Raw genomic sequence first — 26,018 nt, 5'->3', positions numbered from 1 at the left:
TGCAATCCTCACGTCCCATGCCGCCGAGGGTTGCCCGCAGGAGGGAACAGCTTTGTGCCATGCGCAGCAGTTTCCGCATGGCCGATACGTTTGCCCCGGGCGCTGCCTGCATCCTGATCTGGAACCTGATCGAGGTCGAGCGGCTGAACGGGCGCCCCTTTTTCCAGGGCCGCCCCCGTCTTGCGACCGGCAGCGGGCTTGGACTAAAAGCGCCCATCCGGTTGTGAACTGCGAAGGACAAGAACCATGGCAGGCCATTCCAAATGGGCCAATATCCAGCATCGCAAGGGCCGCCAGGACGCAGCCCGGTCGAAGCTGTTCTCGAAGCTGGCAAAAGAGATCACCGTTGCCGCCAAGATGGGCGACCCTGACCCCGACAAGAACCCGCGTCTGCGGCTGGCGGTCAAGGAAGCCAAATCGAATTCCGTCCCCAAGGACGTGATCGACCGCGCCATCAAGAAGTCGCAAGGGGGCGACGCCGAGAATTACGAGGAAATCCGCTACGAAGGCTATGGTCCGAACGGCATCGCCCTGGTGGTCGAGGCGATGACCGACAACCGCAACCGCACGGCCTCGAACGTGCGGAGCTATTTCACCAAGGCCGGCGGCGATCTGGGCCAGAGCGGATCGGTCAGCTTCATGTTCGACCGTGTGGGCGAGATCATGTATCCCCTGTCGGTCGGAGACGCCGATACCGTCATGCTGGCGGCCATCGAGGCGGGCGCCGACGATGTGCAGACCGACGAGGAAGGCCACTGGATCTATTGCGCCGATACCGCGCTGAACGAGGTGTCGCAGGCGCTCGAAGCCGCATTGGGCGAATCGGCCAGTGCCAGGCTGATCTGGAAGCCTCAGGCGCCGACCGAGATCACCGACCTGGAAACGGCGCAAAAGCTGATGAAGCTGATCGACACCCTGGAAGACGACGACGATGTCCAGAACGTCACCGGCAATTTCGACCTGTCGGAACCAGTGGCTGCGCAACTCTAGCGACGCCAACGGCCAGCCCCCAAACGTCTTGGCCAGAATCGAACGGGCCGTCAGGGCAGCAGGTTTGCCGTGGCGGCCTTTTTCATGGCCTGGGTCAGCGGGGCGATGGCCTGGGCGGTGATGCGGCTGAACTGCCAGAACAGCGGCACATCCAAGGCATGGTCGGGGGCCAGGTCGATCAGTCGGCCCTGGGCCACATCGCCACCGATCAGCGTTTCGGGATTCATGCCCCATCCAAGGCCAAGCCGCGTCGCATCGGCAAAGGCGTGCGGATCGGGAAGGCGGTGCATGGGCAGGATAGGCCGCTGTCCGGTCAGGGCATGAACCCAGCGGGCCTGAAGGGCGTCCTTGCCGTTGAAACAAAGCGACGGCGCGCCGGCCAGGGTTTCTGCCGTCACGCCATCGAAAAAATATCGCGCCACAAAATCCGGGCTGGCCGTCGCGCGATAGCGCATGGCGCCCAGCCGCAGGCTGTCGCATCCGGGGACGGGGCGGCTGTCGCTGGTGATCGCTGCCACGACCAGACCGGCGCGCAGCCAGTCCAGGGCGTGATCCTGATCGTCGATGACAAGATCCACCAGCCCCGGAGCGGAGGCGAGCGCCGGCATGGCCCAGACCGCCAGGCTGTCGGCGTTCACGGCCATGCGCAGCACGGGCAGGCCCGGCGCAGGGTCGGACAATCCGGCTTCCAGCAGTCGGACCTGATCCAGATGCGCTGCAAGGCGCAAGCCCTGCGCGGTCGCGCGGACCGGCGGACCCCGGTCGATCAGCACTGCGCCCATTCGTTCTTCAAGGGTGCGGATACGCTGCGATATCGCCGAGGGGGTGACATGCAGCGCGGCCGCCGCCCCGTCAAAGGAACTGCGGCGGATCACCTCGGCCAAGGCAGCAAGGGCGGGATAGTCCAGCATAAGCAGCACTTCATCAGGTTCAGCGGAATTCAGTTTAGCTGATGGCGGGCTTGTGCGACAGACGCGACAGAGGTGCAGTCATGATGTCCTATGCCGCCGGGTTCGGAACCGGATTGTCGCTGATCGTCGCCATAGGGGCGCAGAACGCCTTTGTTCTGCGACAAGGGCTCATGCGGCGTCATGTCCTGTGGGTCTGCCTATTCTGCGCCCTGTCCGATGCCCTGCTGATCCTTCTGGGCGTGACGGGCATGGCACGGATCACCCGATCCATGCCCATGCTGGCCGAGGGGATGCGGTGGGCGGGGGCGGCGTTCCTGATCTGGTACGGGGCGCGGTCGTTCCGTTCCGCCTGGAAGGGGGGCGATGCCTTGCGCCCCGAGGGCGCAAGCCGGGGTCTGGCAGGCACGCTTGCAATCATCGCGGCGCTCACATGGCTCAATCCGCATGTCTGGCTGGATACGGTTATCCTGCTGGGCGCCGTGTCGGCGCAATGGCCCGACCCGCTGGTCTTTGGCCTGGGCGCGATGACCGGATCGTTCGCGTTCTTCTTTGCGCTGGGCTATGGCGCGCGGCTGCTGGCCCCGGTCCTGTCCCGGCCGGGCGCCTGGCGGATTCTGGACGCGGCCATCGGCGTCGTCATGGGGTCCATCGCCCTGGGTCTGATCCTGGAATAGCCCTTGCACGGGGCGGAAAAAGCAGCGCAGATGCACATCATGCAAGTTGACGGGCAAACACGGCGCGATCTGGCGGGCATCGGCTGGATGCTGGTCACGGGGCTTTGCTTCGTTGCGGTGAACGGTATCGTGCGCTGGCTGGACGGGGCGCTGCCGGCCCCCCAGGCGGCGTTCATCCGGTTCGTGTTCGGGCTGATCTTTCTGGCGCCGCTGCTGATCGGTGCCCTGCAACGCGGCTTTCCAGCGCCGGTCTGGCGCCTGCTGACGTGGCGCGCCGCGCTGCATGTGCTGGCCGTCTGCACCTGGTTTTACGCCATGTCGCGGATCACCGTGGCCGAGGCTACGGCCATCGGATTTCTCAACCCCATCTTCGTCACGGTGGGCGCTGCGCTCTTCATGAACGAACGGCTGGCCACCCGTCGCATCGCGGCCGTCGGCGTGGCGCTGCTGGGGGCGCTGATCGTGCTGCGTCCCGGTCTGCGCCCGCTGGATCCCGGCCACCTGTCGCAGATCGTGGCCGCCCTGGCCTTTGGGGCATCCTATCTGGTGGCCAAGCGGATCACCGAGCATGTGCCGGCTGCCATCGTGGTGGCCATGATGTCGCTGACGGTCGCTGTCGGGCTGGCGCCGTTGGCCTGGGCGGTCTGGGTGCCGCCGACCTGGGGGCAGATCGGCTGGCTGGGGCTTGTCGCGGTCTTTGCAACGGCGGGCCATTATACCATGACCCGCGCCTTTGCCGTGGCGCCGATGACGGTGACGCAGCCCGTCACCTTTCTGCAACTGATCTGGGCCAGCCTGTTGGGGGTGCTGGTATTCGGCGAGCCGCTGGACAAATGGGTGATCCTGGGCGGCGGCATGATGATCGGGGCGATTTCCTATATCACCTGGCGCGAGGCGCGCCTGCGCCACGCCGCCGTTTCGATCCCGGCGCAATAGGGAAACCCCGCCGCGGCGTCCGGGCGGGGTTCGGCGGGCTGTCGCGACCGACAGCTACATCCCGGCATACAGGGGAAAACGCCCGCAAAGCTCCGCGACTTCTGCCCTGACCTTTGCTTCGACGTCGGCATTGCCATCCTCGCCGTTGGCGGCAAGACCATCGACGACCTGGACGATCCAGCGCGCGATCTGGCGGAACTCTGCCTCGTTGAAGCCGCGCGTCGTGCCCGCCGGGGCGCCCAGGCGGATGCCCGAGGTGACGAACGGCTTTTCAGGATCAAAGGGCACGCCGTTCTTGTTGCAGGTGATATGGGCGCGTCCCAGCGCGGCCTCGGTCGCCTTGCCGGTCACGCCCTTGGGACGCAGGTCGGCCAGGCACAGGTGGTTGTCGGTGCCGCCCGACACGATGTCGATGCCGCCGCGCATCAGCTCGTCCGCCATGGCCTGCGCGTTTGACACGACCTGTGCGGCATAAGCCTTGAACGACGGCTGCAATGCCTCGCCGAAGGCCACGGCCTTGGCGGCGATCACATGCATCAGCGGCCCCCCCTGAAGGCCGGGAAACACGGCCGAATTGATCTTCTTGGCAAGATCGGCGTCGTTGGTCAGGATCATCCCGCCACGGGGGCCCCGCAGGGATTTGTGCGTCGTCGTGGTCACGACATGGGCATGGGGCAGGGGAGAGGGATGGGCGCCGCCCGCCACCAGGCCCGCGATATGGGCCATGTCCACCATCAGGTATGCGCCCACTTCGTCCGCGATCTGGCGGAAGGCAGCCCAGTCCCAGACGCGGCTATAGGCCGTGCCCCCTGCAACGATCAGCTTGGGCTTGTTTTCCAGCGCCTTCTGCCGGACTTCCTCCATGTCCAGCAACTGATCCTGCTGGCGCACGCCATAGCTGACCACATTGAACCACTTGCCCGACATGTTGACGGGCGATCCATGGGTCAGGTGTCCCCCCGAATTCAGATCCAGCCCCATGAAGGTGTCGCCCGGTTGCAGCAGCGCCAGGAACACGGCCTGGTTCATCTGGCTGCCGCTGTTGGGCTGGACATTGGCGAATTCGCAATCGAACAGGTGCTTGGCCCGTTCGATGGCCAGGGTTTCGGCCACATCGACATACTGGCAGCCGCCGTAATAGCGTTTGCCCGGATAGCCCTCGGCATATTTGTTGGTCAGGACCGATCCCTGCGCCTCGAGCACCGCCCGGGACACGATGTTCTCGGACGCGATCAGTTCGATCTCGTCGCGCTGGCGGCCCAGTTCCTGACCGATCGCCTTGGCAATCTCGGGGTCGGTATGGGCCAGCGTTTCGGTGAAAAAGCCGGTTTCTCGGGTGGGGGCGTTCATGGGCGCGCGTCCTTTCCTGCCAAGGGGCGGTTTCGGGGCCGTCTTATCCCAGGGCAGGCCATGCGAAAAGCCACAAAAGCGACGCATCCCCTGGCAGCACGACACCGAGGGCAACGGGGGTTGCATTGCGCCGGGGGGCGGCCGATGCTGCCCGTCCCGGGGGCAGGATGCAGTCATGGCGCCACGAATCCACTTCACCGCCAGCGAGGCCGAACTTGCGCAGGCTGCGCTGACATCGCTGTCGGACCGGTACGGCAGCGTAGGGCTGGAGGCGGCCGATGTGGTGGTCGCACTGGGCGGCGACGGGTTCATGCTGCAAACCCTGCATTCGCTGACCGGCCGTGACCTGCCGGTCTATGGCATGAACCGGGGCACCGTCGGCTTCCTGATGAACGGCTATGCCGAGAATGGCCTGGCGGAACGGCTGTCCGCGGCCGAGGAAACGGTCATCAACCCGCTGCGCATGTGCGCGACCCGGTCGGATGGAACGGTGCAGGAAGCCCTGGCCATCAACGAGGTCAGTTTGCTGCGCGAGGGTCCGCAGGCCGCCAAGCTGCGCATCCACGTGGACGGCCGGATGCGGATGGAGGAACTGGTCTGCGACGGCGCCCTGATCGCCACGCCCGCGGGTTCGACCGCCTACAACTACTCTGCGCATGGTCCCATCCTGCCGATCAACTCTGATGTGCTGGCCCTGACCGCCATTGCCCCGTTCCGCCCGCGCCGGTGGCGGGGGGCGCTGCTGCCCAAGGCGGCGGCGGTCGAAATCGAGGTGCTGCATCCCGAACGCCGTCCGGTCATGGCCGACGCCGATTCCCGATCGGCCCGCCATGTCGTGCGCGTCCAGATCCGCAGCGCCCAGGACGTGCGCCACCGCCTGCTGTTCGACAGGGGCCACGGCCTCGAGGAACGGCTGCTGCGCGAACAGTTCGTCTGACGGGCTGGAAGCGCGGGGCGATTTCTGGTTGAAGATGCCCAATCCTAACGGGACGCCCGCCATGACCCTGCATATCGACCTGCAAGCCATCGTCGCCAACTGGAAGGCCCTGGCGGCAAAGTCCCCCGGCGCCCGCGCCGCCGCCGTGGTCAAGGCCGATGCCTATGGCCTGGGGGCCGACCGTGTGGCGTCGGCGCTCTATGCGGCAGGGGCACGGGATTTCTTCGTGGCCCTTGCCGGCGAAGGGCACACATTACGCCCCCACCTGCCCGACGACGCGCGCATCCATGTTCTGTCGGGCCATATGGCAGGTGCCGACCTGAGCGGCCTGATCCCGGTCCTGAACAGCGCCGAGCAGTTCTTTCGCGACCGTGCCCTGCGCCCCGGCAGGCCCTTTGCGATCCAGCTTGACACCGGCATGAACCGCCTGGGGCTTGAGCCCGGCGAATGGGCGGCGATCCGGGCCGAGGCCCTGGCGGCAGGCCCCGATTTCATCATGTCGCACCTGGCCTGCGCGGATGAGCCCGGCCACCCCGCCAATGCCATGCAACTGTCGGCCTTTCGCGCCATGACGGATGGCTGCAATGTGCCCCGGTCGCTGTCGGCCACGGGCGGCACGCTGCTGGGTCCGGATTATCATTTCGACCTGATCCGTCCCGGCATCGGCCTTTACGGGGCGCTGCCTTTTGCCGAGGCCCTGCCCGTCGTCCGGCTGTCGCTGCCGGTGATCCAGACCCGGATGGTGCGGCCCGGCGAATTCGTGGGCTACAGCGCGACATGGACGGCGGACAGGCCGCGCCGCATCGCCACGGTGGCCGCAGGCTATGCCGACGGCATCCTGCGCGCGCTGTCCTCCAGCGGTGCCAGCCTGTATTCCGGGGACCGGGCCTGCCCCATCGTGGGCCGGGTTTCGATGGATCTGATCACCGCCGATGTGACGGATCTGCCGGATATCCCCGCGCAGCTTGACCTTGTCTGTCCCGCGCAACCCGTCGACCGGCTGGCCGATTTCGCCGGCACCATCGGATATGAAATCCTGACCGCGCTGGGTTCGCGCTATGACCGGGTTTATCGGTGACTCCAATCCGTCTCGTCGGCCGCATCGTTCTGCGCATCATCGGCGCTGTCGGCGCCGTGACCCTGTTCGTGGGGCGGGGGCTGTTCCGGCTGCATCCCTTCCACGGACGCGCCCTTGCCGGCCAACTGGTCCAGATCGGCTGGCTGTCCTTGCCCGTCGTGGGCCTGACGGCGCTGTTCACGGGGGCGGCGCTTGCCCTGCAGATCCATTCCGGCGGTGCGCGTTTCCAGGCCAGCGACGTGGTGCCCGCCATTGTCGCCATCGGCATGGTGCGCGAGCTTGGCCCTGTGCTGGGGGGGCTGATGGTGGCCGCCCGGGTGGCAAGCTCCATCGCGGCGGAAATCGGCACCATGAAGGTGACCGAGCAGATCGACGCGCTTGTCACCCTGTCCACCGATCCGATGCGCTGGCTGGTCACGCCGCGCCTGTGGGCGGCGGTCCTGACGGTGCCCGTTCTGGTCGCGGCGGGCGACATCATCGGCATCATGGGCGGCTGGCTGGTGGGCACAAGGTCGCTGGGCTTCGGCTCGGCCGCCTATCTGGCGAACTCGGCCGCCTATCTGGAAAGCTGGGACGTGCTGTCCGGCCTGATCAAGGGCGCGGCCTTCGGGCTGATCGTGGCGGCCAGCGGCTGCTGGTGGGGGATGCGGTCCGGCCGCGGGGCCGAGGGGGTGGGCCGGGCCACCAAATCCGCCGTTGTCGCCGCGGCGGTGGGTATCCTGGCCGCGAACTTCGTGCTGACGGGGCTGTTCTTCGAATGATCCGCACGGTGGGACTGCACAAGGCCTTTGGTCCCAAGACCGTTCTGGCGGGCGTCGATCTGGCGGTCGGACAGGGCGAAAGCCTGTGCGTGATCGGCCAGTCGGGCACCGGCAAGTCGATCCTGCTGAAATGCATCCTGGGCCTGGTCGCGCCCGACGGCGGTCAGGTGTTCTGGCAGGACCGGCCGCTGGATGCCGCGACGCGCCCGGATTTCTTTCGCCGCTTCGGGATGCTGTTTCAGGGGGGCGCGCTGTTCGACAGCCTGACGGTCTGGCAGAACGTGGGGTTTCGCCTGCGCCAGCGGATGCCGGATGCCCGCGCCCGCGCCCTTGCCATCGAAAAGCTGGCCCGTGTCGGGCTTGGCCCGGAAACGGCGGATCTGATGCCCGCCGAACTGTCGGGCGGCATGGCCAAGCGCGTCGGGCTTGCCCGGGCGATCGCCGACGACCCCGAGGTGATCTTCTTCGATGAGCCGACCACCGGCCTTGACCCGATCCGCGCGCGGCGCATCAACGACCTGATCCGCGGCATCGTCACGGAAACCGGCGCCACCGCGATCACCATCACGCATGACATGGACTCGGTCCGGGCCATCGGCGACCGGGTGGCGCTGTTGCAGGACGGACACATCGCCTGGGACGGTCCGGTTGCCGGGATGGATCGCGCGGCCCCCCTTGCGGGTTTCCTGGGGCGATCCTAGCCGATGGCCTGAACGGCACGGGGCGGGATCGCAACATGACCTTGTGCGAATCCCCTTGGCCCGTCACCATGAAAGCCAAGACCCCTTTGCAGGAGAGAGATTTGGGCCTTACGCCTTCGCCCCCCGTCGCCCCCCCAATGACCGAAACCCTGCTGGAATTCCCGGACAACCGGCTGCTGATCGACCTGTGCGGGGCCAATGACCGGCACCTTGCCCGGATCGAGGAGGCGCTTGGCGTCCATATCCTGCGACGCGGCAATCAGTTGGCGGTGGTCGGCGGTCCCGAGGCGCAGGCCGAGGCGGCGTTGCTGCTGCGCGGGCTTTATGCCCGCCTGGAACAGGGCCGCCCGGTTTCGCTGGCCGAGGTCGAGGCGGCGCTGCGCATGGGCGTGGACGATGCCGCACCGGCCACCCCCGCCGAGCAGATCGAGATGTTCGCGGCGGGCGACTATGAGCTTCGCACCCGCAAGAAATCCGTCGAACCGCGCACCGACGCGCAAAAGGCCTATGTCCGGTCGCTGTTCCAGAACGAACTGGCCTTCGGCATCGGACCCGCGGGCACCGGCAAGACCTATCTGGCGGTCGCGGTCGGCGTGACCATGCTGATCGGGGGCCATGTGGACAAGATCATCCTGTCCCGCCCTGCCGTCGAGGCGGGCGAGCGTCTGGGCTTTCTGCCCGGCGACATGAAGGAAAAGGTCGATCCCTACATGCAGCCGCTCTATGACGCGCTGAACGATTTCCTGCCGGCCAAGCAGATGCAGAAGCTGATGGAGGAAAAGCGCATCGAGATCGCGCCCCTGGCCTTTATGCGCGGTCGCACGCTGTCCAACGCCTTCGTCGTTCTGGACGAGGCGCAGAATGCCACCACCATGCAGATGAAGATGTTCCTGACCCGGCTGGGCGAAGGATCGCGCATGGTCATCACCGGCGACCGCACCCAGATCGACCTGCCGCGCGGGATGCAGTCGGGCCTGGTTGATGCCGAACGGATCCTGGACGGGGTCAGGGGGATCAGCTTCAGCTATTTCACGGCCAAGGATGTCGTGCGGCACCCGCTTGTCGCGCGCATCATCACGGCGTATGACGCCGAGGATGCCGCCGCCCTTGCGCGCGGCGAATCAGAGGGACCGCGCGGACAATACGCACCCCGCCGGGCAATGCGAGGCGATGCCTGACGACATATCCACCGATTGCGTCATCGAGGATGACCGATGGGCGACGCTGGGGCTTGAATCCCTGGCCGAACGCGCGGTCGAGGCGGTGCTGTCCCGGCACGGCCTCGGCGGCGAAGTTGTCGTGATGGGCTGCGACGATGCCCGCATCGCAGCGCTGAATGCCGATTTCCGGGGAAAGCCGCGGGCAACAAATGTGCTGTCCTGGCCTTCGGTCGACCATATCCCCCATGAACCCGGTGCGATCCCCGAACTGCCGGTTGCGGAGGAACTGGGCGATATCGCCATCGCCTATGACACCTGCCTTGCCGAAGCGCAGGCCCAGGGCAAGCCCGTGGCCCACCATGTCACGCATCTGCTGGTCCATGCGACCCTGCATCTGCTGGGCTACGATCACGACAATGACGCCGATGCGGAAACCATGGAAGCAGCCGAGCGTTCGATCCTGTTGCGCCTGAATATCCCCGACCCTTATCAAGAGAAGGTCCGATGAACTCCGAGTCTCGATTACCCGCCCCCCCCCTGGGTGCCGATGCCGCCTCCGAGGCGGATGGCACCGGAGGCGAGGGCCGGGATCTTCCCGCATCGCGCGGCTTTCTGGGACGGTTTCTGAATGCCCTGACGGGTTCCGACGAGGATGCGCAGGACCGCGCGGAAAAGCCGACGTTTTCTGTTCCGGGGATGGTCAACCTGCGCAACATGCGGGTCGACGACGTGGCCGTTCCCAAGGCGGAAATGGTCGCGGCGCCCGAAACCAGCAGCATCGACGACCTTGTGACGCTGTTTCGCGAGCACGGATTTTCGCGCCTGCCGATTTATGACGAGACACTGGACAGTCCCCTGGGCATGATCCACCTCAAGGATCTGGCCTTGAAGCATGGCTTCGGTCAGGGGGGCGAATTCAACCTGCGTCCCATGCTGAGGCCGCTGCTTTATGTTCCACCCTCCATGCCGATCGGGGTGCTGTTGCAGCAGATGCAGCAAAAGCGCATCCACATGGCACTGGTGATCGACGAATATGGCGGGGTCGATGGCCTGGTCACCATCGAGGATCTGATCGAGCAGGTGATTGGCGAGATCGAGGACGAACACGACGAGGCAGAGGGCAGTCTGTGGGTTCTGGAAAAGCCGGGCCAGTGGCTGATCCAGGCGCGGGCCCCCCTGAGCGATGTCGAGGCGGAAACCGGGCTGACGCTGAGCGATACGAACAATGACGAGGGGATCGACACCCTTGGCGGGCTTGTCTTCATGCTGGTGGGTCATCTGCCCCTGAAGGGCGAGGTGATTTCCCATTCCTCGGGCGCTGAATTCGAGGTGGTGGACGCTGATCCGCGCCGCGTCAAGCGCGTGCGCCTGCGCCTGCCTGCCGCGGTGATGGCCGAGAAATCGGAACCCGCGGCTCTCCCTCGGGCCGTGCCCGACCGCTAGGGCAATGCCCCGAACAGGGCCAGTGCCGCCTCCAGAAAGGCAGCCCGCCGTTCGGGTTTGCACATCATGATCTCGTGCCGGGCGTCGGGAAAGTCCAGCATCGACGCCTCAGGCCAGCGGGCCAGCCGGTCGCGGATGGCGGCGGCCGACACGATACGTTCCTGACCCCCCAGGCCCACAATGGCGGGCAAGGGGGGCGACGGCAGGCGCGACAGGCGGGAACATTCGTTCAGGGCCTTGCCGACCCAGCCGAAACTGGCCCCGCCAATCGTCAGGTCCGGCCATGCCGCCGCCTCGCGCACCATGCGGCACCAGGCATCGGCATCCGCCGTCAGCAGATTGGCGCCGAAGCTTTCATCCAGGACATAGGTTCCCATGGCGCCGCCGCTGCCCGGCGCGGGGCTGCCCCCACGACCCAGCCGGCCGGCCAGATAGGCCATGCCGACGGCCATGCCATGCGGCATCTGTCGTAGGTTGATGCCCCACATCGGGGCCGAAAACGCCGCCGATGAAACGGGCAAGTCGCGATGCAGCGCGGCCAGACCGATGCATCCCCCCATGGAATGCGCCAGCAGATGCCAGGGTCGCGGCAAATCCATCCGGGTTGCGGCGGCCACCATCCCGGCCACGTCGCGCTGATAATGGGAAAAGTCGCCGACATGCCCGATACGCGCATCGGCCAGCAGCCGATCGGAAAGCCCCTGTCCGCGCCAGTCAATGCCCAGCACGTCAAAGCCGGCCGTCGTCAGGTCACCGGCCACTTGGGCATATTTCTCGACATATTCGGTGCGGCCCGGAAACAGCAGAATGCTGCCCCGGCGGTCCGCCGCGCCATGCCAATGCGCCAGCCGCAGCGTGATGCCGTCCCCGGCGGTGATCCAAAAGGCCCGCGCCGGGCGTGCCGTGTCGCCCGGCAACTGACGGAAGGGGGCGTCCCGTCCGGTCATCGGCAATCAGGACAGCGCCTGGCCCAGTTGCATGGCAACACCCATCGAGCCGTCGATCTTGAGCTTGCCCATCATGAAGGCGGTCGCGGGATTGACGCTGCCGTTCATGATCCCTTCAAAGGTTTCGCGCGATGCAAACAGGGTCACCTCGGCCTCGTCGTCGCCTGCGCGAACGCCGTTTTCGTCGATCATGATCGCGCCCTCGTTCTCGATCACGAATTTCGCGGTCGAACCGAAGCTTTCGATCCGTTCGCTCAGTTTCTCGACGGCGGCGTTCACAACATTGCTCATTTCTGGTTTTCCCCTTTCGATGGGACTGGCGCCCGGATGCCGGGCTGGCTAACATCCCTCATATGCGCCCGGACCGCCATGTTTTCCATAACGTCGTCGCGGCACTATGCCACCGGATCGCGACGATTTGCATGATTTTCGGAATGCTTGGCCTTGGCCCGGCCCTGGCGCAGGATCGGCCCGACATGGACGACCTGTTCCGCCGCCTTGCCGAACCCTCGGGCGAGGCATGGCGCATCGCCGAATCGGACATTCTGCGTGAATGGTCGAAATCGGGTTCCGCCGCCCTGGATCTCCTGCTGCAACGGGGCGAAACCGCCCTGGACGAGGGGAACCTGCCCGAGGCCATCGGCCACCTGACGGCCCTGACCGACCATGCCCCGGATTTCGCGGCAGGCTTTCATGCCCGTGCGGTGGCCTATGCCGCTTCGGGACAGTTCGGTCCCGCCTTGCAGGATCTTGCCCGTGTCTTGCAACTGGAACCCCGTTATTTTCCGGCGCTGACGCAATTGGGGACGATGCTCGAGGAAACCGGCGATACCGAACGCGCGTTGCAGGCCTATCGCGAGAGCCTGGCCATCCATCCCCATCAGCAAGAGGCCATTGACGGCACCGCGCGGCTGGAACGGCAACGCGACGGGACCGGTATCTGAGGCATGACAATCCACGAGCGCGGTCGGGTGACGGCCATCCTTGGCCCGACGAATACCGGAAAGACGCATTATGCCATCGAGCGGATGCTGGCCCACCGCACCGGGGTCATCGGCCTGCCGCTGCGCCTTCTGGCGCGCGAGGTCTATGACCGGATCGTGCGCGCGCGCGGCCCCTCCGTGGTGGCCCTGGTCACGGGCGAGGAACGGATCGTCCCCGACCGCGTGCAATACTGGGTCGCCACGACCGAGGCCATGCCCGACATCGCCGCAGATTTCGTGGCCATCGACGAAATCCAGTTATGCGCCGATCCCGAACGCGGCCATGTGTTCACCGACCGGCTGCTGAAGATGCGCGGCCTGCACGAGACCCTGTTCCTGGGCAGCGACACGATGCGTCCGGCCATCGCCCAACTGATTCCCGGGGTCCAGTTCCAGCGCCGCGAACGGCTGTCCACGCTGTCGTGGTCAGGATCGAAAAAGCTGTCGCGGATGCCCGCCCGGTCGGCCATCGTCGGGTTCAGCGTGGATGACGTCTATGCCATGGCCGAACTGATCCGCCGGCAAAAGGGCGGCTGCGCGGTGGTCATGGGCGCGCTGTCGCCGCGCACGCGCAACGCCCAGGTTGCCATGTACCAGGCCGGCGAGGTCGATTACCTGGTTGCCACCGATGCCATCGGCATGGGCCTGAACCTCGACATTCGCCACGTCGCCTTTTCCGCCACCCACAAGTTCGACGGCCGCCGGGTCCGTCCGCTGTTTCCGCACGAAATGGGCCAGATCGCGGGACGTGCCGGCCGCCATACCGAATCCGGCACCTTTGGCGTGACCGGAGAGGCCGAAATCCTGGACGAAGGCCTGATCGACGCGATTCAGAACCATCGCTTTGCCCCCATCCAGCGGTTGACCTGGCGGAACACGGATCTGCAATTCGGCACCATGGATCGTCTGGTCGAAAGCCTGGAATCTCCGTCCGGCCATGCGCTGCTGGGCCGGGGCCGGGACGCGGATGATGTGCAGGCGCTCAAGACCCTGCGCGAGTTGCCCGAAATCCGCGACCGCGTGCAGGGGGGCAAGGATGTGCGGCTGCTGTGGGATGTGTGCCGCGTCCCGGATTTCCGCGGCATCTCGCCCGCAGAACACACCACGCTTCTGGCGCGAATCTTCGGCTTTCTTCAGGATGGGGCAATCCCGTCCGATTGGCTGGCCACGGCCGTCAAGCGGATCGACCTGACCCAGGGCGATATCGACGCGCTGTCCAAGCGGCTGGCATATATCCGCACCTGGACCTATGTCGCGCAGAGATCCGGCTGGGTGCAGGACGAAACCCATTGGCGCGGCGAGACGCGCGCGGTAGAAGACCGCTTGTCGGATGCCCTGCACGCGGCCCTGACCCAACGATTTGTGGACCGGCGCACCTCGGTGCTGCTGCGCCGGCTCAAGCAGAAGGAGAGCCTGGTGGCCGAAGTGAACGACAAGGGCGAAGTGACGGTCGAGGGCGAGTTCGCAGGCCGTCTGGAAGGTTTCCGTTTCCGTCCCGATCAGACCGGATCGGCGGACGAGGCACGGATGCTGAACCGCGCCAGCTACGAGGCGCTGCGCCCCGAATTTCACCTGCGCGCCGACCGCTTCTATAACGCCCCCGATACCGAACTGGACTATACCGAACAGGGCGGGCTGATGTGGGGTGGCTCGGCCGTGGGCAAGCTGGTGCGCGGGTCCGACGTGCTGCATCCCGGTGTCGAGGTCTTCGTGGACGAGGAGGCGGGGACCGAGATCGCCGACAAGGTCAAGCGGCGCCTGCAGCACTTCATCGACCGCAAGATCGCCGCGCTGTTCGAGCCGCTTCTGGCCCTGCAAAAGGACGAGGCTCTGACTGGCCTTGCGCGCGGGTTTGCCTTTCGCCTGGTCGAGGCGCTTGGCATCCTGCCGCGCGATGCGATCGCCGGAGAGGTCAAGGAACTGGATCAGGACGCGCGGGGCGCCCTTCGCCGTCACGGCGTGCGCTTCGGCCAGTTCACGATCTTCATGCCGGCGCTTTTGAAGCCCGCGCCGACGCGGCTGCGGCTGGTGCTGTGGTCGCTGGCCGAGGGGCTGGACACCTTTCCCGAAAGCCCGCCGCCGGGTCTGGTGACGATCCCGCATATCACGGACGTTCCCGACAACCATTATACGCTGTCGGGCTATCGTCCCGCCGGCGACCGGGCGATCCGCATCGACATGCTGGAACGTCTGGCCGACCTGTTGCGCACCCAGGACACCCGCAGCGGCTTCGAGGCCAATCCGGACATGCTGTCGATCACCGGCATGACGCTGGAACAGTTCTCGCGTCTCATGGAGGGCCTGGGCTATGCCGCCGAGAAGGGCGAGCGGGCCAAGATCAAGACCGCCGAGGTACCTGTGGTCGCGGCCCTGCCAGACTCCGAAGCCTCGGATGCGCCGATGACCGAGGAAGAAAGCGTTCTTGCCGCCGAAACCCGCGCCCGGTGGGAGGCCGAGCAGGCCGAGAAACGCCGTCTCGAGGCCGAAGCCGCCGGCGAGACGGTCGAGGAAGCGGCTCCCGAGATGGAGGTGTTCTATACCTTCCGCTGGGCACCCAAGCCTCGTCAAAACCGTCGCCCCCAGGGCGAGGGACAAGGGCGCCGTGGCGGCGGCGGACCGCGCCGGGATGCGGCGCAGGACGCTGTGCAAGAGCCGCGCGGCGAACGCCGGAATATCCCCGAAGGCGGTCATCCGAACCGAGAGCGCCGCGACAAGCGCGATGGCGGCGAGGGCGGCGGTAAGCCGCGGGGCAAGGACGGCTTCAAGAAGGGGGGCAAGCCCCGGCACGATGCGCCCAAGACCTTTACGGCGCGGCCTGAAAAGAAGGCCGACCCCGACAGTCCCTTCGCCGTTCTGGCCGCCCTCAAGGATCGCAAGTGACCGAAGCCCCCGGGGGCGTCCGTCTGGACAAGTGGCTGTTCTTTGCCCGGGTCTTCAAGTCGCGGTCGATGGCCTGCGAACGGATCGAGGCAGGGGGCATCCGCGTCAACGATCAGCCCTGCGCCAAGCCCGGCCGGCTGGTCCGCCCCGGCGACCGGGTGGTGGTGTCGGCCCAGGGCCGGGTCCGCGTGCTGGAGGTGGCGGCAGTTGGCCACCGGCGCGGGCCTTCGACCGAGGCGCAGGCATTGTACCATGACCTTGCCGAAGGCGGATAAAGATCCCGTTCGCGGTCGGGTCCGATCCGCCGAACAAGACCGGCGCGTCCTGCGCGATATTCCGAACATCGGTCTTTTCCCCCGGTCCAGCCTTGAATGATCGGGAGGGCGGGCGTAACTAGCCAAAAGACGGACAGGAGCGTGGAATGACATATGTCGTGACCGATAATTGCATCATGTGCAAATATACCGACTGTGTCGAAGTGTGTCCGGTTGACTGTTTCTACGAGGGGGAAAACACCCTTGTGATTCACCCCGACGAATGCATCGACTGCGGCGTGTGCGAGCCTGAATGCCCGGCCGACGCCATTCGCCCCGACACCGAGCCGGCGATGGAACAGTGGGTCGAATTCAACCGCAAATATTCCGAGATCTGGCCGGTCATCACCCAGAAAAAAGAGCCTTTGCCGACGGCAGCCGACATGGATGGGGTGCCCGGAAAGCTTGAGAAGTATTTTTCAGAAGCGCCGGGTGAAGGCGACTGAACCGGGCGTCAGAATTCCGGGTCCAGTGCGGCATTCCCAAGGTGTGACAAAGCCGTCACGCCTGGCCTGAATCGGGCGCAAGCCCTTGCGGTTGCCGTAAAGGTCAATCGTTATACTTTTTTTATCGGCTTTTTTGTGTTATGGTGCTGTTGCATTCGCATCCAGAAGGAATTGAGAGGCCTTTTGGAAGCGCACCCGTGCTGCCGTTATTCCTGCCCGTCATTGCCGGGCAAGACACCATGAACGAAAACAGGCCGAAGGCAGGCATGGCTGCTTTCGGTTCTTTTTGTGTCCTTCCCGCGAAGGCACTTTAGAGGAAGCCAGATGTCGAAAACCAAGAAAAACGAGTTCCGACCCGACGATTTCGTTGTTTACCCGGCCCATGGCGTCGGCCGCATCGTGTCCATCGAGGAGCAAGAGGTCGCCGGCCTGCGGCTGGAGATGTTCGTCATTTCCTTTGAAAAGGACAAGATGACCCTGCGCGTCCCCACGGCGCGCGCGACCGAGATTGGCATGCGCAGCCTGTCCAGCCCCGATCTGATCGACCGTGCGCTGGAAACCCTGAAGGGCAAGGCCCGCGTCAAGCGCGCCATGTGGTCGCGCCGCGCTCAGGAATACGACCAGAAGATCAATTCGGGCGACCTGATGTCGATTGCCGAGGTCGTGCGCGACCTGCACCGCAATGACGACCAGCGCGAACAGTCCTATTCCGAACGCCAGCTTTACGAAGCCGCGCTTGACCGTCTGACCCGCGAGGTGGCTGCCGTCAACGGGCTTGACGAAAACACCGCCCAGAAGCGCGTCGAGGAAGTCTTGCTGTCGCGCGCGGCCTGACCTTTGGCCTTGACCCAAGGCGGCCTCTGCGGGCCGCCTTTCCGCGTTCCCGACCGACAGGAGATGACGTGACCGACGGTCTTTCCTTTTCCGTCGAGTCGCCTTTGGGCGACGACCTTGCCACCTTGTTTCAGCGTCACACCGCCGAGATGCATGCGGAAACGCCCCCCGAGTCTATCCACATGATGCCGCGCGGCGCACTGGTGTCGCCCGCCATAGATTTCTTCGTGCTTCGTCAGGCTGGCCGGCCGGTCGGCATGGCAGCCTTGAAGCGGCTTGATCCTTGTCGGGGCGAAATCAAATCCATGCATGTCCTCTCGGAATCACGAGGAGGCGGATTGTCGCGGCTGATGCTGGATCGCCTTATCGCCCATGCGCAGGCTGCGGGATTGACCCGGCTGTTTCTGGAAACAGGGGCGCAAGCGGGATTTGCGGCAGCCCGTGGCCTTTACCGGCGGATGGGGTTCGCCGAATGCCCGCCATTCGGCGATTATCGCCCGGACCCGAACAGCGTCTTCATGACCAGGGTGATCTGATACGATGACCTTGCCGGCTGACATGACTGAGCTGACATCCATGACACGGGTGTTTGCGGCCGCCGTCACCGCAACAGCGGCTTGAACATCGCGAAGCGATTCTTCACAAGGACGGTCACGGTCCCGTAGCTCAACTGGATAGAGCAGCCGACTTCTAATCGGCAGGTTGAGGGTTCGAGCCCTTCCGGGATCGCCATCAATCCAGACTCATGAAAAAGGGCAGGCTGGCCACGACGGCCAGCCTGCCCCTTGATGTCGAACCAGAGCTTATTCGATGATGTGGATCACCTTGCGGGTTTCCGGTTCGACCAGAACAGGCCGGTCGTTCACATAGACATAACGGTATTCGGAATCCGGGATGGTCTGCACTTCGACGGTCTCGGGCAAAACGGTTCCGACAGTGGCGTCGCCGTCGATGACAACCGACTCGGTGCGGTTTTCCATGATGTAGGTGCGCGTCGCCGGCGTCAGGGCGTCCTCGGAAATGTCGCCCATCACCGCACCGGCAAGGCCGCCAACCGCGGCCCCGACCGGGCCGCCTACAACGGCGCCGGCGATGGCGCCCGATGTGGCCCCCCCGGCGGCACCGCCGCCTGTGGTCGCGGGATCGCTTTCGACGGTTTCAACGGTCGTGGACGGCGTCGTCACCACCACGGGGGCGCCTTCGGTGACAACCGTCTGGGCAAGGGCCGCACTGGCTGCAAAGGTGGCAGCGGCGGTCAGGGTCAGCATGGTCTTCATGACATGTCTCCTGCATGATGTGGCGATACAAGAGATGACAGGCGGGTCGGGTTCCCGTTCCAGGCCCGCGTTAACCATCAATAATTCCGGCAGTCCTCCAGAAAACCGTTACCATTTTCAGGGTCCGCCGATCCCTATGCCCTCTCCCCTTCCGCTCCTTCACATCGGAGAAAGCCGGGGAAAAATTGCGCTCTTTATGCCTTTCTCAACGGATCGGTTAAGGGCATCCTGTCATGCGCCGGATTGGTCGGGCGCAAGGAACATGCATGGAACGCTATGATTATGTCATCATCGGCGCGGGCAGCGCGGGTTGCGTTCTGGCCAACCGCCTGTCTGCCGATCCGCGAACCCGTGTCCTGCTGATCGAGGCGGGCGGGCGCGACAATTATCACTGGATTCACATTCCGGTGGGCTATCTTTACTGCATCGGCAACCCCCGCACGGATTGGGGTTTCCGCACCGAGGCCGAGCCGGGCTTGGGCGGGCGATCCCTGTTGTACCCGCGCGGGCGGGTGCTGGGGGGATGTTCGTCGATCAACGGCATGATCTACATGCGCGGCCAGGCCGCCGATTACGACCAATGGCGGCAGATGGGCTGCACCGGCTGGGGATGGGACGATGTTCTGCCGGTCTTCAGGGCGCACGAAGATCACTATCGCGGAGCCGATGACCATCACGGGGCAGGGGGCGAGTTGCGGGTGGAAACGGCCCGCGTCCGGTGGGCCGTTCTGGACGCCTTTCTGGACGCGGCCGAACAGGCCGGTGTGCCGCGCACGGAGGACTTCAATAGGGGCGACAACGAGGGCGGGGGCTATTTCGATGTCACCCAGCGGCGCGGCTGGCGGTGGAGCGCGGCGCGCGCATTCCTGCGCCCGGTTTTGGGAAGGCCGAACCTGCGCGTGCTGACCGAGGCCCCCGTCGAACGCCTTGTGATCGAACACGGCGAGGTGGCCGGCGTGGTGTTCCATCACAAGGGCCAGCGGCAAGAGGTGCGGGCGATCCGCGAAACCGTGCTGGCGGCCGGGGCCATCGGGTCGGTGCAGGTTCTGGAACAATCCGGCATCGGCCGGGGCGAGGTGTTGCAGGCCGCGGGGATCGCGCCGCTGGTGGACGTTCCCTCGCTGGGCGAGAACCTTCAGGACCATCTGCAACTGCGACTGGTCTACAAGGTCCGGGGCGTGCCGACGCTGAACGAAAAGGCGTCGCGGTTCTGGGGCAGGGCCTTGATCGGGCTGGAATATGCGCTGAAGCGGTCGGGGCCGATGTCGATGGCGCCCAGCCAGTTGGGCATCTTTGCCCGGTCGGGCCCGGACAAGGCCACGGCCGATCTGGAATTCCATGTCCAGCCGGTCAGCCTCGACAGGTTCGGCGATCCGGTTCACCCTTTTCCGGCCATGACCGCCAGCGTCTGCAACCTGCGCCCCGAAAGCCGGGGTTCGGTGCATGTGACCGGCCCCGATTTCAGGGCGCATCCGGCGATCCGCCCGAACTATCTGTCCACCCCCGGCGACCGGGATGTCGCCGTCCGCGCCATCCGCCTGGCCCGCAGGATCGCGGCGCAGCCCGCCTTTGCCCGGTTCGACCCCGAGGAGCATGTTCCGGGCATCGCCTTTCAGACCGAGGACGATCTGGTCAAGGCCGCAGGCGCCATCGGCACCACGATCTTTCATCCCGTGGGCACCTGCCGGATGGGCGCGGACGAGGCATCCGTCGTCGATCCCCGGTTGCGGATACGGGCGGTCGGTCGGCTGCGGATCGCGGACGCCTCGGTCATGCCGACGATCGTCAGCGGCAACACCAACGCGCCGGTGATGATGATCGCCGAAAAGGCCGCGCGGATGATGCTGGAGGATGCGCGCGTGTGACCGGCCCCGGCCTGCCTTTCCGCTGTGAAAAACGCCCGGCCTCGGGGTCGCGGGGGGTGGTGGTCACGAATGCCCCCCTGGGGTCCATGGCGGGGGCCGAGATGCTGGCTGTCGGCGGCAATGCGGTGGATGCGGCGGTGGCCGCGCTGCTGACCCTGACGGTGGTGGAACCGATGATGGTCGGTATTGCGGGTGGGGGCATCGCCCATGTCAGGCTGCCCGATGGGCGGCATGTCATCGTCGATGCCCTGTCCTGGGCCGGGCAAGACGCGCGCGCCGATATGTTCCGCCCGGCGCCCGGCATGGCCGATGCCTGGATGGAGTCCGAGGGGCGGCGCAATACCGTCGGGCCGTCGGCGGTGGCCGTGCCGGGCAACCTGCGCGGCTGGTTCGCGATGCAGCGGCGCCATGGCCGGCTGCCCTGGGCGGACGTGATCGAACCGGCCATCCGCGCCGCCGCGCGCGGTTTTGCCGTCAGCCCCTATCTCCACGGCGCGATTTGCGAGCATCAGGACGATCTTCGGGCCGACCCGGTCATCGCACGCCTGCTGCTGCCGGGTGGGGAACCCCTGCAGTCCGGATCGCGGCTGGTGATGGGGGACTATGCCGACAGCCTGCGATTGATCCAGTCCCAGGGCGACAGGGCGCTGCACGGCGGCGATCTGGGACGGGCCTTGGCCGACCGGCTGGCCACCGGTGGTGATGACGCGGGCCATGTGACGCTGGCCGACCTTGCCGCCAGCCGGGCCATCGAACGTCCGGCGATCACGGGCGATTACCGGGGTCATGTGGTGGTCGGTCCACCGCCCCCCGCATCGTCGGGGGTGCATGTCGTCCAGATGCTGAACATGCTGGAAACTTTCGACCTGGGCGGCATGGGGTTCGGCAATCCCGACGCCATGGAGCTGATGGCCCGCGCCATGGCCCTGGCGTTCCAGGATCGCAATGCGGCCTCGGGCGATCCGGATTTCGTCCGGGTGCCCGTGGCGCTGTATACCGACAAGGACTATGCCCGCCGGCGCATGGCCGACCCCCGCGCGCTGCGGTGGGTGGGCGCCATCCCGGAAAGCCGCGATACCACCCATGTCACCGTGGCGGACGGCGACGGCACCGTGGTCAGCGCCACCCATACGGTCAACGGGCTGTGGGGCGCGCGGTTCATGGTGCCGGGGACAGGGATCATCCCCAACAACTATATGGTGAACTTCGACCCCCGACCGGGGCGCGCCCTGTCCGTGGCGCCGGGCAAGCGGGTGCCGACATCCATGGCCCCCATGATGGTGCTGCAAGACGGCTGGCCCCTTTATGCGCTTGGCCTGCCCGGAGGCGTGCGCATCTTTCCCTCGGCCATGCAGGCCATCGTCAACCTGATCGACCACCGGATGAGCCTGCAGCAGGCGGTCGAGGCGCCTCGGTTGTGGACCGACGGACAACATCTGGAACTGGAACCGGCCTATGCGGCCTCGGCCGATGCCCTGCGCGCGCGGGGCCATGACGTGCGGATGGTCAAGGCCATCGGCGGCGGCATGAATGCGATCCACCTGGCACGCGACGGCATGGCCACCGGCGCGGCCTGCTGGCGGGCGGATGGAACGGTCGTGGCACAGGGAGGCGGCCTGGCGCGCCCGGGCATCCGCTTTGTCGTCTAGGGATGGTCAGGTCCGGGCGCGCCCCTCGACCAAGGTTTTCACCACCAACACGATCAGGGCGATCACCGTCAGGGTCGAGGCCGCCGCAAAGGCGCCCACGGTGTTCAGGTCGTTGAACAGCAGTTCGACCTGCAGGGGCAGGGTGTTGGTCTGGCCCCGGATGGCGCCCGACACCACCGACACCGCGCCGAATTCGCCCACCGCTCGCGCCGTCGCCAGCACCGCGCCATACAGCAACGCCCAGCGGATATTGGGCAGCGTGACCCGGCGGAACACCTGCCAGCCGGTCGCACCCAGCGTCAGGGCCGCCTGTTCCTGTTCCGACCCCTGGGCCTGCATCAGCGGCAGCACCTCGCGCGTGACAAAGGGACTGGTCACGAACAGCGTGACCATGACGATGCCCGGCAGGGCGAACAGCACCGTCACATCGGCCTCTGCCAGCGCCGGCCCCAGCAGCCCCTGCCGCCCATACAGCAGCAGATAGCAGACCCCCGCGATGATGGGCGAGATCGAGAAGGGCAGTTCGATCAGCGTCAGCAACGCCTTGCGTCCCGGAAAGGTAAACCGGGCAATCAGCCAGGCCGCCGCGATGCCCACTGCCAGGTTCACCGGCAGGGTGATGACGGCGACCAGCGTGGTCAGCCAGATCGCGTGCAGCGTGTCGGGCGCCAGGATGTTCTGGGCAAAGACCGCGAACCCCTCGGACAGGGCGCGCCACAGGATATAGACCAGCGGCACCGCCACGACGACTGCGGTCAGGGTGATCGCCAGGGCGATCAGCAGGAGTGGGACGTGACGGCCCGGTCGGGCCGATCCGGAAGTCATGGCGTTCATGCCGGAACCCTCCGCCGGGTCAGGCGGGCCTGCATCCAGTTCGACGCGACCAGCAGCACCATGGCGATGGCGACCAGCGTCAGCGCAATGGCAGCGGCGCCGTTATAGTCGTATTCCTCGAGCCGGATCACAGCCAGAAGCGAAGCGATCTCGGTCTTCATGGGCAGGTTGCCGGCGATGAAGATGACCGCCCCAAATTCGCCCAGCGACCGTGCAAAGGCGATGGTGATACCGACGAGGTAGGCGGGCAGGATGGCCGGAAAGATCACACGGGTGAAAACCTGGAATGGCGACGCCCCCAGGGTCAGGGCGGCCTCTTCCTGTCCGCGGTCCAGATCCTCGAGAATGGGCTGCACCGTGCGGATCACGAAGGGGATCGACGTAAAGGACATCGCGACCGCCACCCCCCAGATGGTATAAACGACCGAGATCCCGGCGGGCGCCAGAACCTGCCCGTACCAGCCGTTCTGGGAAAACAGGGCCGTCAGCGCCAGTCCCGCCACCGCAGTGGGCAGCGCAAAGGGAATGTCCACCATCGCATCCAGCAGCCGCCGGCCCGGAAAGCGATAGCGGACCAGAACCCAGGCCATCAGCAGGCCATAAGCCGCATTGAACACCGTCGCCAGCGCCGCGGCCAGGATCGTCAGCCGCAGGGCGGCCAGGGTGCGGGGGGCGGACACGATGTCCCAGAACCGGGCTGGCCCGATCTCGGCCCCCTTCAGCGCCAGGGCGATCACGGGCAGAAGAACGATGATCCCGACATAGGTCAGGGTCACGCCCAGGGTCAGCCCGAAACCGGGCAGGACGCGTTTCCGGCGCCCGGCCGGGATTGTCGCGACCGCCGCCACGCTCATTGGTTGACGAACACGGAATCGAGGATGCCGCCCTCGGCGAAATGTTCCTCCTGCACCTTGTCCCAGCCGCCGAACACCTCCTCGACCGTGACCAGACGGACCTCGGGGAAATTCCCGGCAAACTCGGCCGTGATCGCCTCGTCCGGGACACGGTTGAAGTTCTGCGCTAGAATGCGCTGCGCTTCGGGCGAATACAGGAAATCCAGATAGGCCTTGGCGACCTCGGCCGTGCCCTTGCTCTCGGCATTTTCTGTCACGATTGCCACGGGAAATTCGGCCAGGATCGACATGGACGGGGTCACTCGTTCCAGATCGGCATCGGCATATTGCCGGGCGATGCCGCCGGTTTCGGCCTCGAAGGTGATCAGCACGTCGCCGATGCCGCGTTCGGCGAATGTCGCGGTGGCCGCGCGTCCGCCTTGGTCGAAGACCGGCACGTTGTCAAAGATGGACTTGACGAAAGCCTGCGCGGCGGCCTGGTCGCCGTTGTTCTTGTCCAGGGCATAGGCATAGGCCGCCAGATAGGTATAGCGCGCATTGCCGCTGGTCTTGGGATTGGGAAAGATCACCTGCACGCCATCCTGTGCCAGGTCGTCCCAGTCGTCGATGTTCTTGGGATTGCCCTCGCGCACCAGAAACGCCGGCAGCGAGTAATAGGGCGAGGCGCCATTCGGAAAAGCCTCGCGCCAGTTCTCGTCCACCATCCCGCCCTCGGCCAGAACGTCGATATCGGTGACCTGGTTGAACGTCACGACATCGGCCGGCAGACCTTCCAGAATGGCGCGAGCCTGTTTCGACGACCCGGCATGGGACTGGTCGATGGTCACGCTGCGCCCGGTGTCGGCCTGCCATTTCTGGGCAAAGACGGGGTTCAGTTCGGCGAAAAGCTCTCGCGCGATGTCATAGGACACGTTCAGGATCGCATCCTGCGCCGCCGCAGGCGAGGACAGGCCCAGCCCGAGGGCAAGGGTGGCGGCAAGGGCGGTGGTCAAACGGGGTTTCACGCAAAGGCCTCCTTCAAGGTCACGGGGGTCGCGGGCGCGCGGGCTGCAAGGGTGCCGCCGGCGGGAAAGATCTGTCCTGTCACGGGGCGCAGGGCGACAGGCTGGCCCTCGCGCAGGTCGCGGCCGTCGCGGCGCGGGATTTCTGCCTCGATCCGGCATCCTGCATCGTCGCGGGCCATGATCCGCAGCAGCGCGCCGGTCGAGACGATTTCGGTCACCCGAAAGGGGGCGGCTGGATCGGGCAGCGGCTGGATATCGGCAGGGCGCAGGAACAGCGTCGCCGGTCCGTCCGGAATGGCCCGGCGGGGCAGGGCGGTCAGGTCAAGGCCCGCCGCCTCGGCCCGTCCGGCGCGCATCGCAACCGGAACCTCGACCGTCAGGCCCAGAAAACGCGCCACGAAGGGCGTCGCCGGATGATCGTAAATCTCGTCCGGGCGGCCCGCCTGCTCGATCATGCCTGCGTTCATCACCACCACGCGATCGGCCAGTTCAAAGGCCTCCTCCTGGTCGTGGGTCACGAAGATCGTCGTGGTGCCGGTACTGTCATGCACGCCCCGCAGCCAGCGGCGCAGATCGCGCCGGACCTGGGCATCGAGGGCGCCGAAGGGTTCGTCCAAGAGCAGAACCCGCGGTTCGATCGCCATGGCGCGACCCAGGGCCACCCGCTGCCGCTGCCCCCCCGAGAGTTCGGCGGGATAGCGGTCGGCCAGACCCTCGATCTGAAGAAAGCGCAACAGCCGGCCCACCCGGTCGGCGATCCCGGCCCTGTCCGGGCGGTTGCCGCGCGGCCGCACGCTGAGGCCAAAGGCGATGTTGTCGCGCACCGTCATGTGCGGAAACAGCGCATAGTGCTGAAACACCAGACCGATGCGGCGTTCGCCCGCGGACCGTGCCAGCCAGTCGTCCCCGTCAAAGGACAGGCCGCCCGCATCGGGCCAGTCCAGCCCCGCGATGATGCGCAGCAAGGTCGTCTTGCCCGATCCCGAAGGCCCCAGAAGGGCGATCAGTTCGCGTTGTTCGACGGCAAGGTCGATCCCCCTCAGGACCGGGGTGGGCCCAAAGCGCCGGGCAAGATGCGAAATGACAAGCGACATGAGGCAGCCTTTCGGTTTCCGACTGCCAGTTAACGACGGCCCCGATGCTTGCCAAGAAAGGCAGGGTCGCCCCCAGCCGGCAATGGCCGGGACGTT

General features: G+C 66.0%; 28 protein-coding genes and 1 tRNA gene. 20 read left to right on the top strand and 9 right to left on the bottom strand.

The genetic code is table 11. From position 1 onward, the window contains the following. Positions 1-59 precede the first annotated feature (59 nt). Positions 60-227, top strand: a complete 168-nt coding sequence (locus tag EYE42_RS15910) for a hypothetical protein (RefSeq protein ID WP_165455680.1) — start codon at positions 60-62, stop codon at positions 225-227. A gap of 19 nt (positions 228-246) precedes the next feature. Continuing rightward, positions 247-990 carry a YebC/PmpR family DNA-binding transcriptional regulator gene (locus EYE42_RS01610; RefSeq protein ID WP_130989552.1) on the top strand — a complete coding sequence of 248 codons (744 nt, stop codon included), beginning with the start codon at positions 247-249 and terminating at the stop codon, positions 988-990. Between the two features lie 50 nt (positions 991-1,040). Here the strand turns inward: EYE42_RS01610 and EYE42_RS01605 are convergent, their stop codons facing one another. Then, positions 1,041-1,901 carry a LysR family transcriptional regulator ArgP gene (locus EYE42_RS01605; RefSeq protein WP_130989551.1) on the bottom strand — a complete coding sequence of 287 codons (861 nt, stop codon included), beginning with the start codon at positions 1,899-1,901 and terminating at the stop codon, positions 1,041-1,043. 80 nt (positions 1,902-1,981) lie between these two features. Here EYE42_RS01605 and EYE42_RS01600 point away from each other — a divergent pair, with 80 nt between their 5' ends. After that, positions 1,982-2,575: a LysE/ArgO family amino acid transporter gene (locus EYE42_RS01600; protein WP_130989550.1), complete on the top strand. Its 594-nt coding sequence runs from the start codon at positions 1,982-1,984 to the stop codon at positions 2,573-2,575. Between the two features lie 30 nt (positions 2,576-2,605). Then, a complete protein-coding gene (locus tag EYE42_RS01595) occupies positions 2,606-3,511 on the top strand; it encodes a DMT family transporter (protein WP_246020549.1) in 906 nt (301 codons plus the stop codon). Between the two features lie 54 nt (positions 3,512-3,565). On the opposite strand, the gene glyA is transcribed toward EYE42_RS01595, so the two are convergent. Beyond that, entirely contained in the window at positions 3,566-4,861 is a 1,296-nt protein-coding gene (glyA, locus tag EYE42_RS01590; protein ID WP_165455679.1) for a serine hydroxymethyltransferase, read from the bottom strand. A 175-nt stretch (positions 4,862-5,036) separates the two neighbouring features. On the opposite strand from glyA, the gene EYE42_RS01585 reads away from it, so the two are divergent. From EYE42_RS01585 to EYE42_RS01555, 7 genes are all read left to right on the top strand, one after another. Further along, positions 5,037-5,798: an NAD kinase gene (locus EYE42_RS01585; protein ID WP_130989548.1), complete on the top strand. Its 762-nt coding sequence runs from the start codon at positions 5,037-5,039 to the stop codon at positions 5,796-5,798. A 61-nt stretch (positions 5,799-5,859) separates the two neighbouring features. Beyond that, on the top strand, positions 5,860-6,876 hold the full coding sequence (gene alr / locus EYE42_RS01580) for an alanine racemase (RefSeq protein ID WP_130989547.1): 1,017 nt from the start codon (positions 5,860-5,862) through the stop codon (positions 6,874-6,876). Further along, positions 6,873-7,637 (top strand): MlaE family ABC transporter permease, encoded by a 765-nt coding sequence (locus EYE42_RS01575; protein WP_246020548.1) that lies wholly within the window; start codon positions 6,873-6,875, stop codon positions 7,635-7,637. Before alr ends, EYE42_RS01575 begins: the two co-directional genes overlap by 4 nt. Beyond that, entirely contained in the window at positions 7,634-8,338 is a 705-nt protein-coding gene (locus EYE42_RS01570) for an ABC transporter ATP-binding protein (protein ID WP_130989546.1), read from the top strand. The genes EYE42_RS01575 and EYE42_RS01570 overlap by 4 nt, the downstream gene beginning before the upstream one ends. A 137-nt stretch (positions 8,339-8,475) precedes the next feature. Continuing rightward, positions 8,476-9,516: a PhoH family protein gene (locus tag EYE42_RS01565; protein WP_246020547.1), complete on the top strand. Its 1,041-nt coding sequence runs from the start codon at positions 8,476-8,478 to the stop codon at positions 9,514-9,516. Next, the gene (gene ybeY, locus EYE42_RS01560; protein WP_130989544.1) at positions 9,509-10,006 is read left to right on the top strand and encodes an rRNA maturation RNase YbeY; all 498 of its coding nucleotides are present in this window, start codon (positions 9,509-9,511) and stop codon (positions 10,004-10,006) included. The genes EYE42_RS01565 and ybeY overlap by 8 nt, the downstream gene beginning before the upstream one ends. Further along, positions 10,003-10,941: a hemolysin family protein gene (locus EYE42_RS01555; protein ID WP_130989543.1), complete on the top strand. Its 939-nt coding sequence runs from the start codon at positions 10,003-10,005 to the stop codon at positions 10,939-10,941. Before ybeY ends, EYE42_RS01555 begins: the two co-directional genes overlap by 4 nt. Here EYE42_RS01555 and EYE42_RS01550 read toward each other — a convergent pair. Continuing rightward, the gene (locus tag EYE42_RS01550) at positions 10,938-11,888 is read right to left on the bottom strand and encodes an alpha/beta fold hydrolase (RefSeq protein ID WP_130989542.1); all 951 of its coding nucleotides are present in this window, start codon (positions 11,886-11,888) and stop codon (positions 10,938-10,940) included. The two genes, EYE42_RS01555 and EYE42_RS01550, sit on opposite strands and share 4 nt — an antisense overlap. 6 nt (positions 11,889-11,894) lie before the next feature. Next, the gene (locus tag EYE42_RS01545) at positions 11,895-12,179 is read right to left on the bottom strand and encodes an SCP2 sterol-binding domain-containing protein (protein ID WP_130989541.1); all 285 of its coding nucleotides are present in this window, start codon (positions 12,177-12,179) and stop codon (positions 11,895-11,897) included. A 143-nt stretch (positions 12,180-12,322) separates the two neighbouring features. Between EYE42_RS01545 and EYE42_RS01540 the strand changes: the two genes are divergently transcribed. From EYE42_RS01540 to EYE42_RS01510, 7 genes are all read left to right on the top strand, one after another. Next, entirely contained in the window at positions 12,323-12,832 is a 510-nt protein-coding gene (locus EYE42_RS01540; RefSeq protein ID WP_246020546.1) for a tetratricopeptide repeat protein, read from the top strand. 3 nt (positions 12,833-12,835) lie between these two features. Further along, positions 12,836-15,751, top strand: a complete 2,916-nt coding sequence (locus EYE42_RS01535) for a helicase-related protein (protein ID WP_246020545.1) — start codon at positions 12,836-12,838, stop codon at positions 15,749-15,751. Beyond that, a complete protein-coding gene (locus EYE42_RS01530) occupies positions 15,748-16,026 on the top strand; it encodes an RNA-binding S4 domain-containing protein (protein WP_130989539.1) in 279 nt (92 codons plus the stop codon). The genes EYE42_RS01535 and EYE42_RS01530 overlap by 4 nt, the downstream gene beginning before the upstream one ends. 146 nt (positions 16,027-16,172) lie before the next feature. Next, the gene (fdxA, locus tag EYE42_RS01525; protein WP_130989538.1) at positions 16,173-16,511 is read left to right on the top strand and encodes a ferredoxin FdxA; all 339 of its coding nucleotides are present in this window, start codon (positions 16,173-16,175) and stop codon (positions 16,509-16,511) included. A 324-nt stretch (positions 16,512-16,835) separates the two neighbouring features. Beyond that, a complete protein-coding gene (locus EYE42_RS01520) occupies positions 16,836-17,345 on the top strand; it encodes a CarD family transcriptional regulator (protein WP_130989537.1) in 510 nt (169 codons plus the stop codon). A 68-nt stretch (positions 17,346-17,413) separates the two neighbouring features. Beyond that, on the top strand, positions 17,414-17,881 hold the full coding sequence (locus EYE42_RS01515; protein ID WP_246020544.1) for a GNAT family N-acetyltransferase: 468 nt from the start codon (positions 17,414-17,416) through the stop codon (positions 17,879-17,881). A 119-nt stretch (positions 17,882-18,000) separates the two neighbouring features. Beyond that, positions 18,001-18,077: transfer RNA gene (locus EYE42_RS01510), tRNA-Arg, on the top strand. A 71-nt stretch (positions 18,078-18,148) separates the two neighbouring features. Here EYE42_RS01510 and EYE42_RS01505 read toward each other — a convergent pair. Continuing rightward, positions 18,149-18,622, bottom strand: coding sequence for a DUF1236 domain-containing protein (locus EYE42_RS01505; protein ID WP_130989536.1), 474 nt, complete (start codon positions 18,620-18,622; stop codon positions 18,149-18,151). A gap of 266 nt (positions 18,623-18,888) precedes the next feature. Between EYE42_RS01505 and EYE42_RS01500 the strand changes: the two genes are divergently transcribed. Beyond that, a complete protein-coding gene (locus tag EYE42_RS01500) occupies positions 18,889-20,487 on the top strand; it encodes a GMC family oxidoreductase (protein ID WP_130989535.1) in 1,599 nt (532 codons plus the stop codon). Further along, the gene (gene ggt, locus EYE42_RS01495) at positions 20,484-22,136 is read left to right on the top strand and encodes a gamma-glutamyltransferase (protein WP_130989534.1); all 1,653 of its coding nucleotides are present in this window, start codon (positions 20,484-20,486) and stop codon (positions 22,134-22,136) included. The genes EYE42_RS01500 and ggt overlap by 4 nt, the downstream gene beginning before the upstream one ends. 6 nt (positions 22,137-22,142) lie before the next feature. Here the strand turns inward: ggt and cysW are convergent, their stop codons facing one another. From cysW to EYE42_RS01475, 4 genes are read right to left on the bottom strand one after another with little or no spacing between them, the layout of a single operon-like run. Next, on the bottom strand, positions 22,143-22,970 hold the full coding sequence (gene cysW / locus EYE42_RS01490) for a sulfate ABC transporter permease subunit CysW (protein WP_130989533.1): 828 nt from the start codon (positions 22,968-22,970) through the stop codon (positions 22,143-22,145). Further along, positions 22,967-23,824, bottom strand: coding sequence for a sulfate ABC transporter permease subunit CysT (gene cysT / locus EYE42_RS01485; RefSeq protein WP_130989532.1), 858 nt, complete (start codon positions 23,822-23,824; stop codon positions 22,967-22,969). The genes cysW and cysT overlap by 4 nt, the downstream gene beginning before the upstream one ends. Next, complete coding sequence (locus tag EYE42_RS01480; protein ID WP_246020543.1) at positions 23,821-24,828, bottom strand: sulfate ABC transporter substrate-binding protein; 1,008 nt, start codon at positions 24,826-24,828, stop codon at positions 23,821-23,823. The genes cysT and EYE42_RS01480 overlap by 4 nt, the downstream gene beginning before the upstream one ends. Beyond that, positions 24,825-25,922, bottom strand: coding sequence for a sulfate/molybdate ABC transporter ATP-binding protein (locus EYE42_RS01475; RefSeq protein WP_130989531.1), 1,098 nt, complete (start codon positions 25,920-25,922; stop codon positions 24,825-24,827). The genes EYE42_RS01480 and EYE42_RS01475 overlap by 4 nt, the downstream gene beginning before the upstream one ends. Between the last annotated feature and the right edge of the window lie 96 nt (positions 25,923-26,018).

This window comes from Paracoccus subflavus, assembly GCF_004310345.1.
Classification (GTDB): Bacteria; Pseudomonadota; Alphaproteobacteria; order Rhodobacterales; family Rhodobacteraceae; genus Paracoccus; species Paracoccus subflavus.
The sequence above is the reverse complement of the archived record's forward strand: the minus strand, read 5'-3'. Positions and strand labels throughout refer to the sequence as shown.

Coding starts and splice junctions, on each gene's coding strand:
- EYE42_RS15910 (WP_165455680.1), top strand. CDS start 60: ATGCGCAGCAGTTTCCGCATGGCCGATACGTTTGCCCCGGGCGCTGCC.
- EYE42_RS01610 (WP_130989552.1), top strand. CDS start 247: ATGGCAGGCCATTCCAAATGGGCCAATATCCAGCATCGCAAGGGCCGC.
- EYE42_RS01605 (WP_130989551.1), bottom strand. CDS start 1,901: ATGCTGGACTATCCCGCCCTTGCTGCCTTGGCCGAGGTGATCCGCCGC.
- EYE42_RS01600 (WP_130989550.1), top strand. CDS start 1,982: ATGATGTCCTATGCCGCCGGGTTCGGAACCGGATTGTCGCTGATCGTC.
- EYE42_RS01595 (WP_246020549.1), top strand. CDS start 2,606: ATGCACATCATGCAAGTTGACGGGCAAACACGGCGCGATCTGGCGGGC.
- glyA (WP_165455679.1), bottom strand. CDS start 4,861: ATGAACGCCCCCACCCGAGAAACCGGCTTTTTCACCGAAACGCTGGCC.
- EYE42_RS01585 (WP_130989548.1), top strand. CDS start 5,037: ATGGCGCCACGAATCCACTTCACCGCCAGCGAGGCCGAACTTGCGCAG.
- alr (WP_130989547.1), top strand. CDS start 5,860: ATGACCCTGCATATCGACCTGCAAGCCATCGTCGCCAACTGGAAGGCC.
- EYE42_RS01570 (WP_130989546.1), top strand. CDS start 7,634: ATGATCCGCACGGTGGGACTGCACAAGGCCTTTGGTCCCAAGACCGTT.
- EYE42_RS01565 (WP_246020547.1), top strand. CDS start 8,476: ATGACCGAAACCCTGCTGGAATTCCCGGACAACCGGCTGCTGATCGAC.
- ybeY (WP_130989544.1), top strand. CDS start 9,509: ATGCCTGACGACATATCCACCGATTGCGTCATCGAGGATGACCGATGG.
- EYE42_RS01555 (WP_130989543.1), top strand. CDS start 10,003: ATGAACTCCGAGTCTCGATTACCCGCCCCCCCCCTGGGTGCCGATGCC.
- EYE42_RS01550 (WP_130989542.1), bottom strand. CDS start 11,888: ATGACCGGACGGGACGCCCCCTTCCGTCAGTTGCCGGGCGACACGGCA.
- EYE42_RS01545 (WP_130989541.1), bottom strand. CDS start 12,179: ATGAGCAATGTTGTGAACGCCGCCGTCGAGAAACTGAGCGAACGGATC.
- EYE42_RS01540 (WP_246020546.1), top strand. CDS start 12,323: ATGCTTGGCCTTGGCCCGGCCCTGGCGCAGGATCGGCCCGACATGGAC.
- EYE42_RS01535 (WP_246020545.1), top strand. CDS start 12,836: ATGACAATCCACGAGCGCGGTCGGGTGACGGCCATCCTTGGCCCGACG.
- fdxA (WP_130989538.1), top strand. CDS start 16,173: ATGACATATGTCGTGACCGATAATTGCATCATGTGCAAATATACCGAC.
- EYE42_RS01520 (WP_130989537.1), top strand. CDS start 16,836: ATGTCGAAAACCAAGAAAAACGAGTTCCGACCCGACGATTTCGTTGTT.
- EYE42_RS01505 (WP_130989536.1), bottom strand. CDS start 18,622: ATGAAGACCATGCTGACCCTGACCGCCGCTGCCACCTTTGCAGCCAGT.
- EYE42_RS01500 (WP_130989535.1), top strand. CDS start 18,889: ATGGAACGCTATGATTATGTCATCATCGGCGCGGGCAGCGCGGGTTGC.
- cysW (WP_130989533.1), bottom strand. CDS start 22,970: ATGAACGCCATGACTTCCGGATCGGCCCGACCGGGCCGTCACGTCCCA.
- cysT (WP_130989532.1), bottom strand. CDS start 23,824: ATGAGCGTGGCGGCGGTCGCGACAATCCCGGCCGGGCGCCGGAAACGC.
- EYE42_RS01475 (WP_130989531.1), bottom strand. CDS start 25,922: ATGTCGCTTGTCATTTCGCATCTTGCCCGGCGCTTTGGGCCCACCCCG.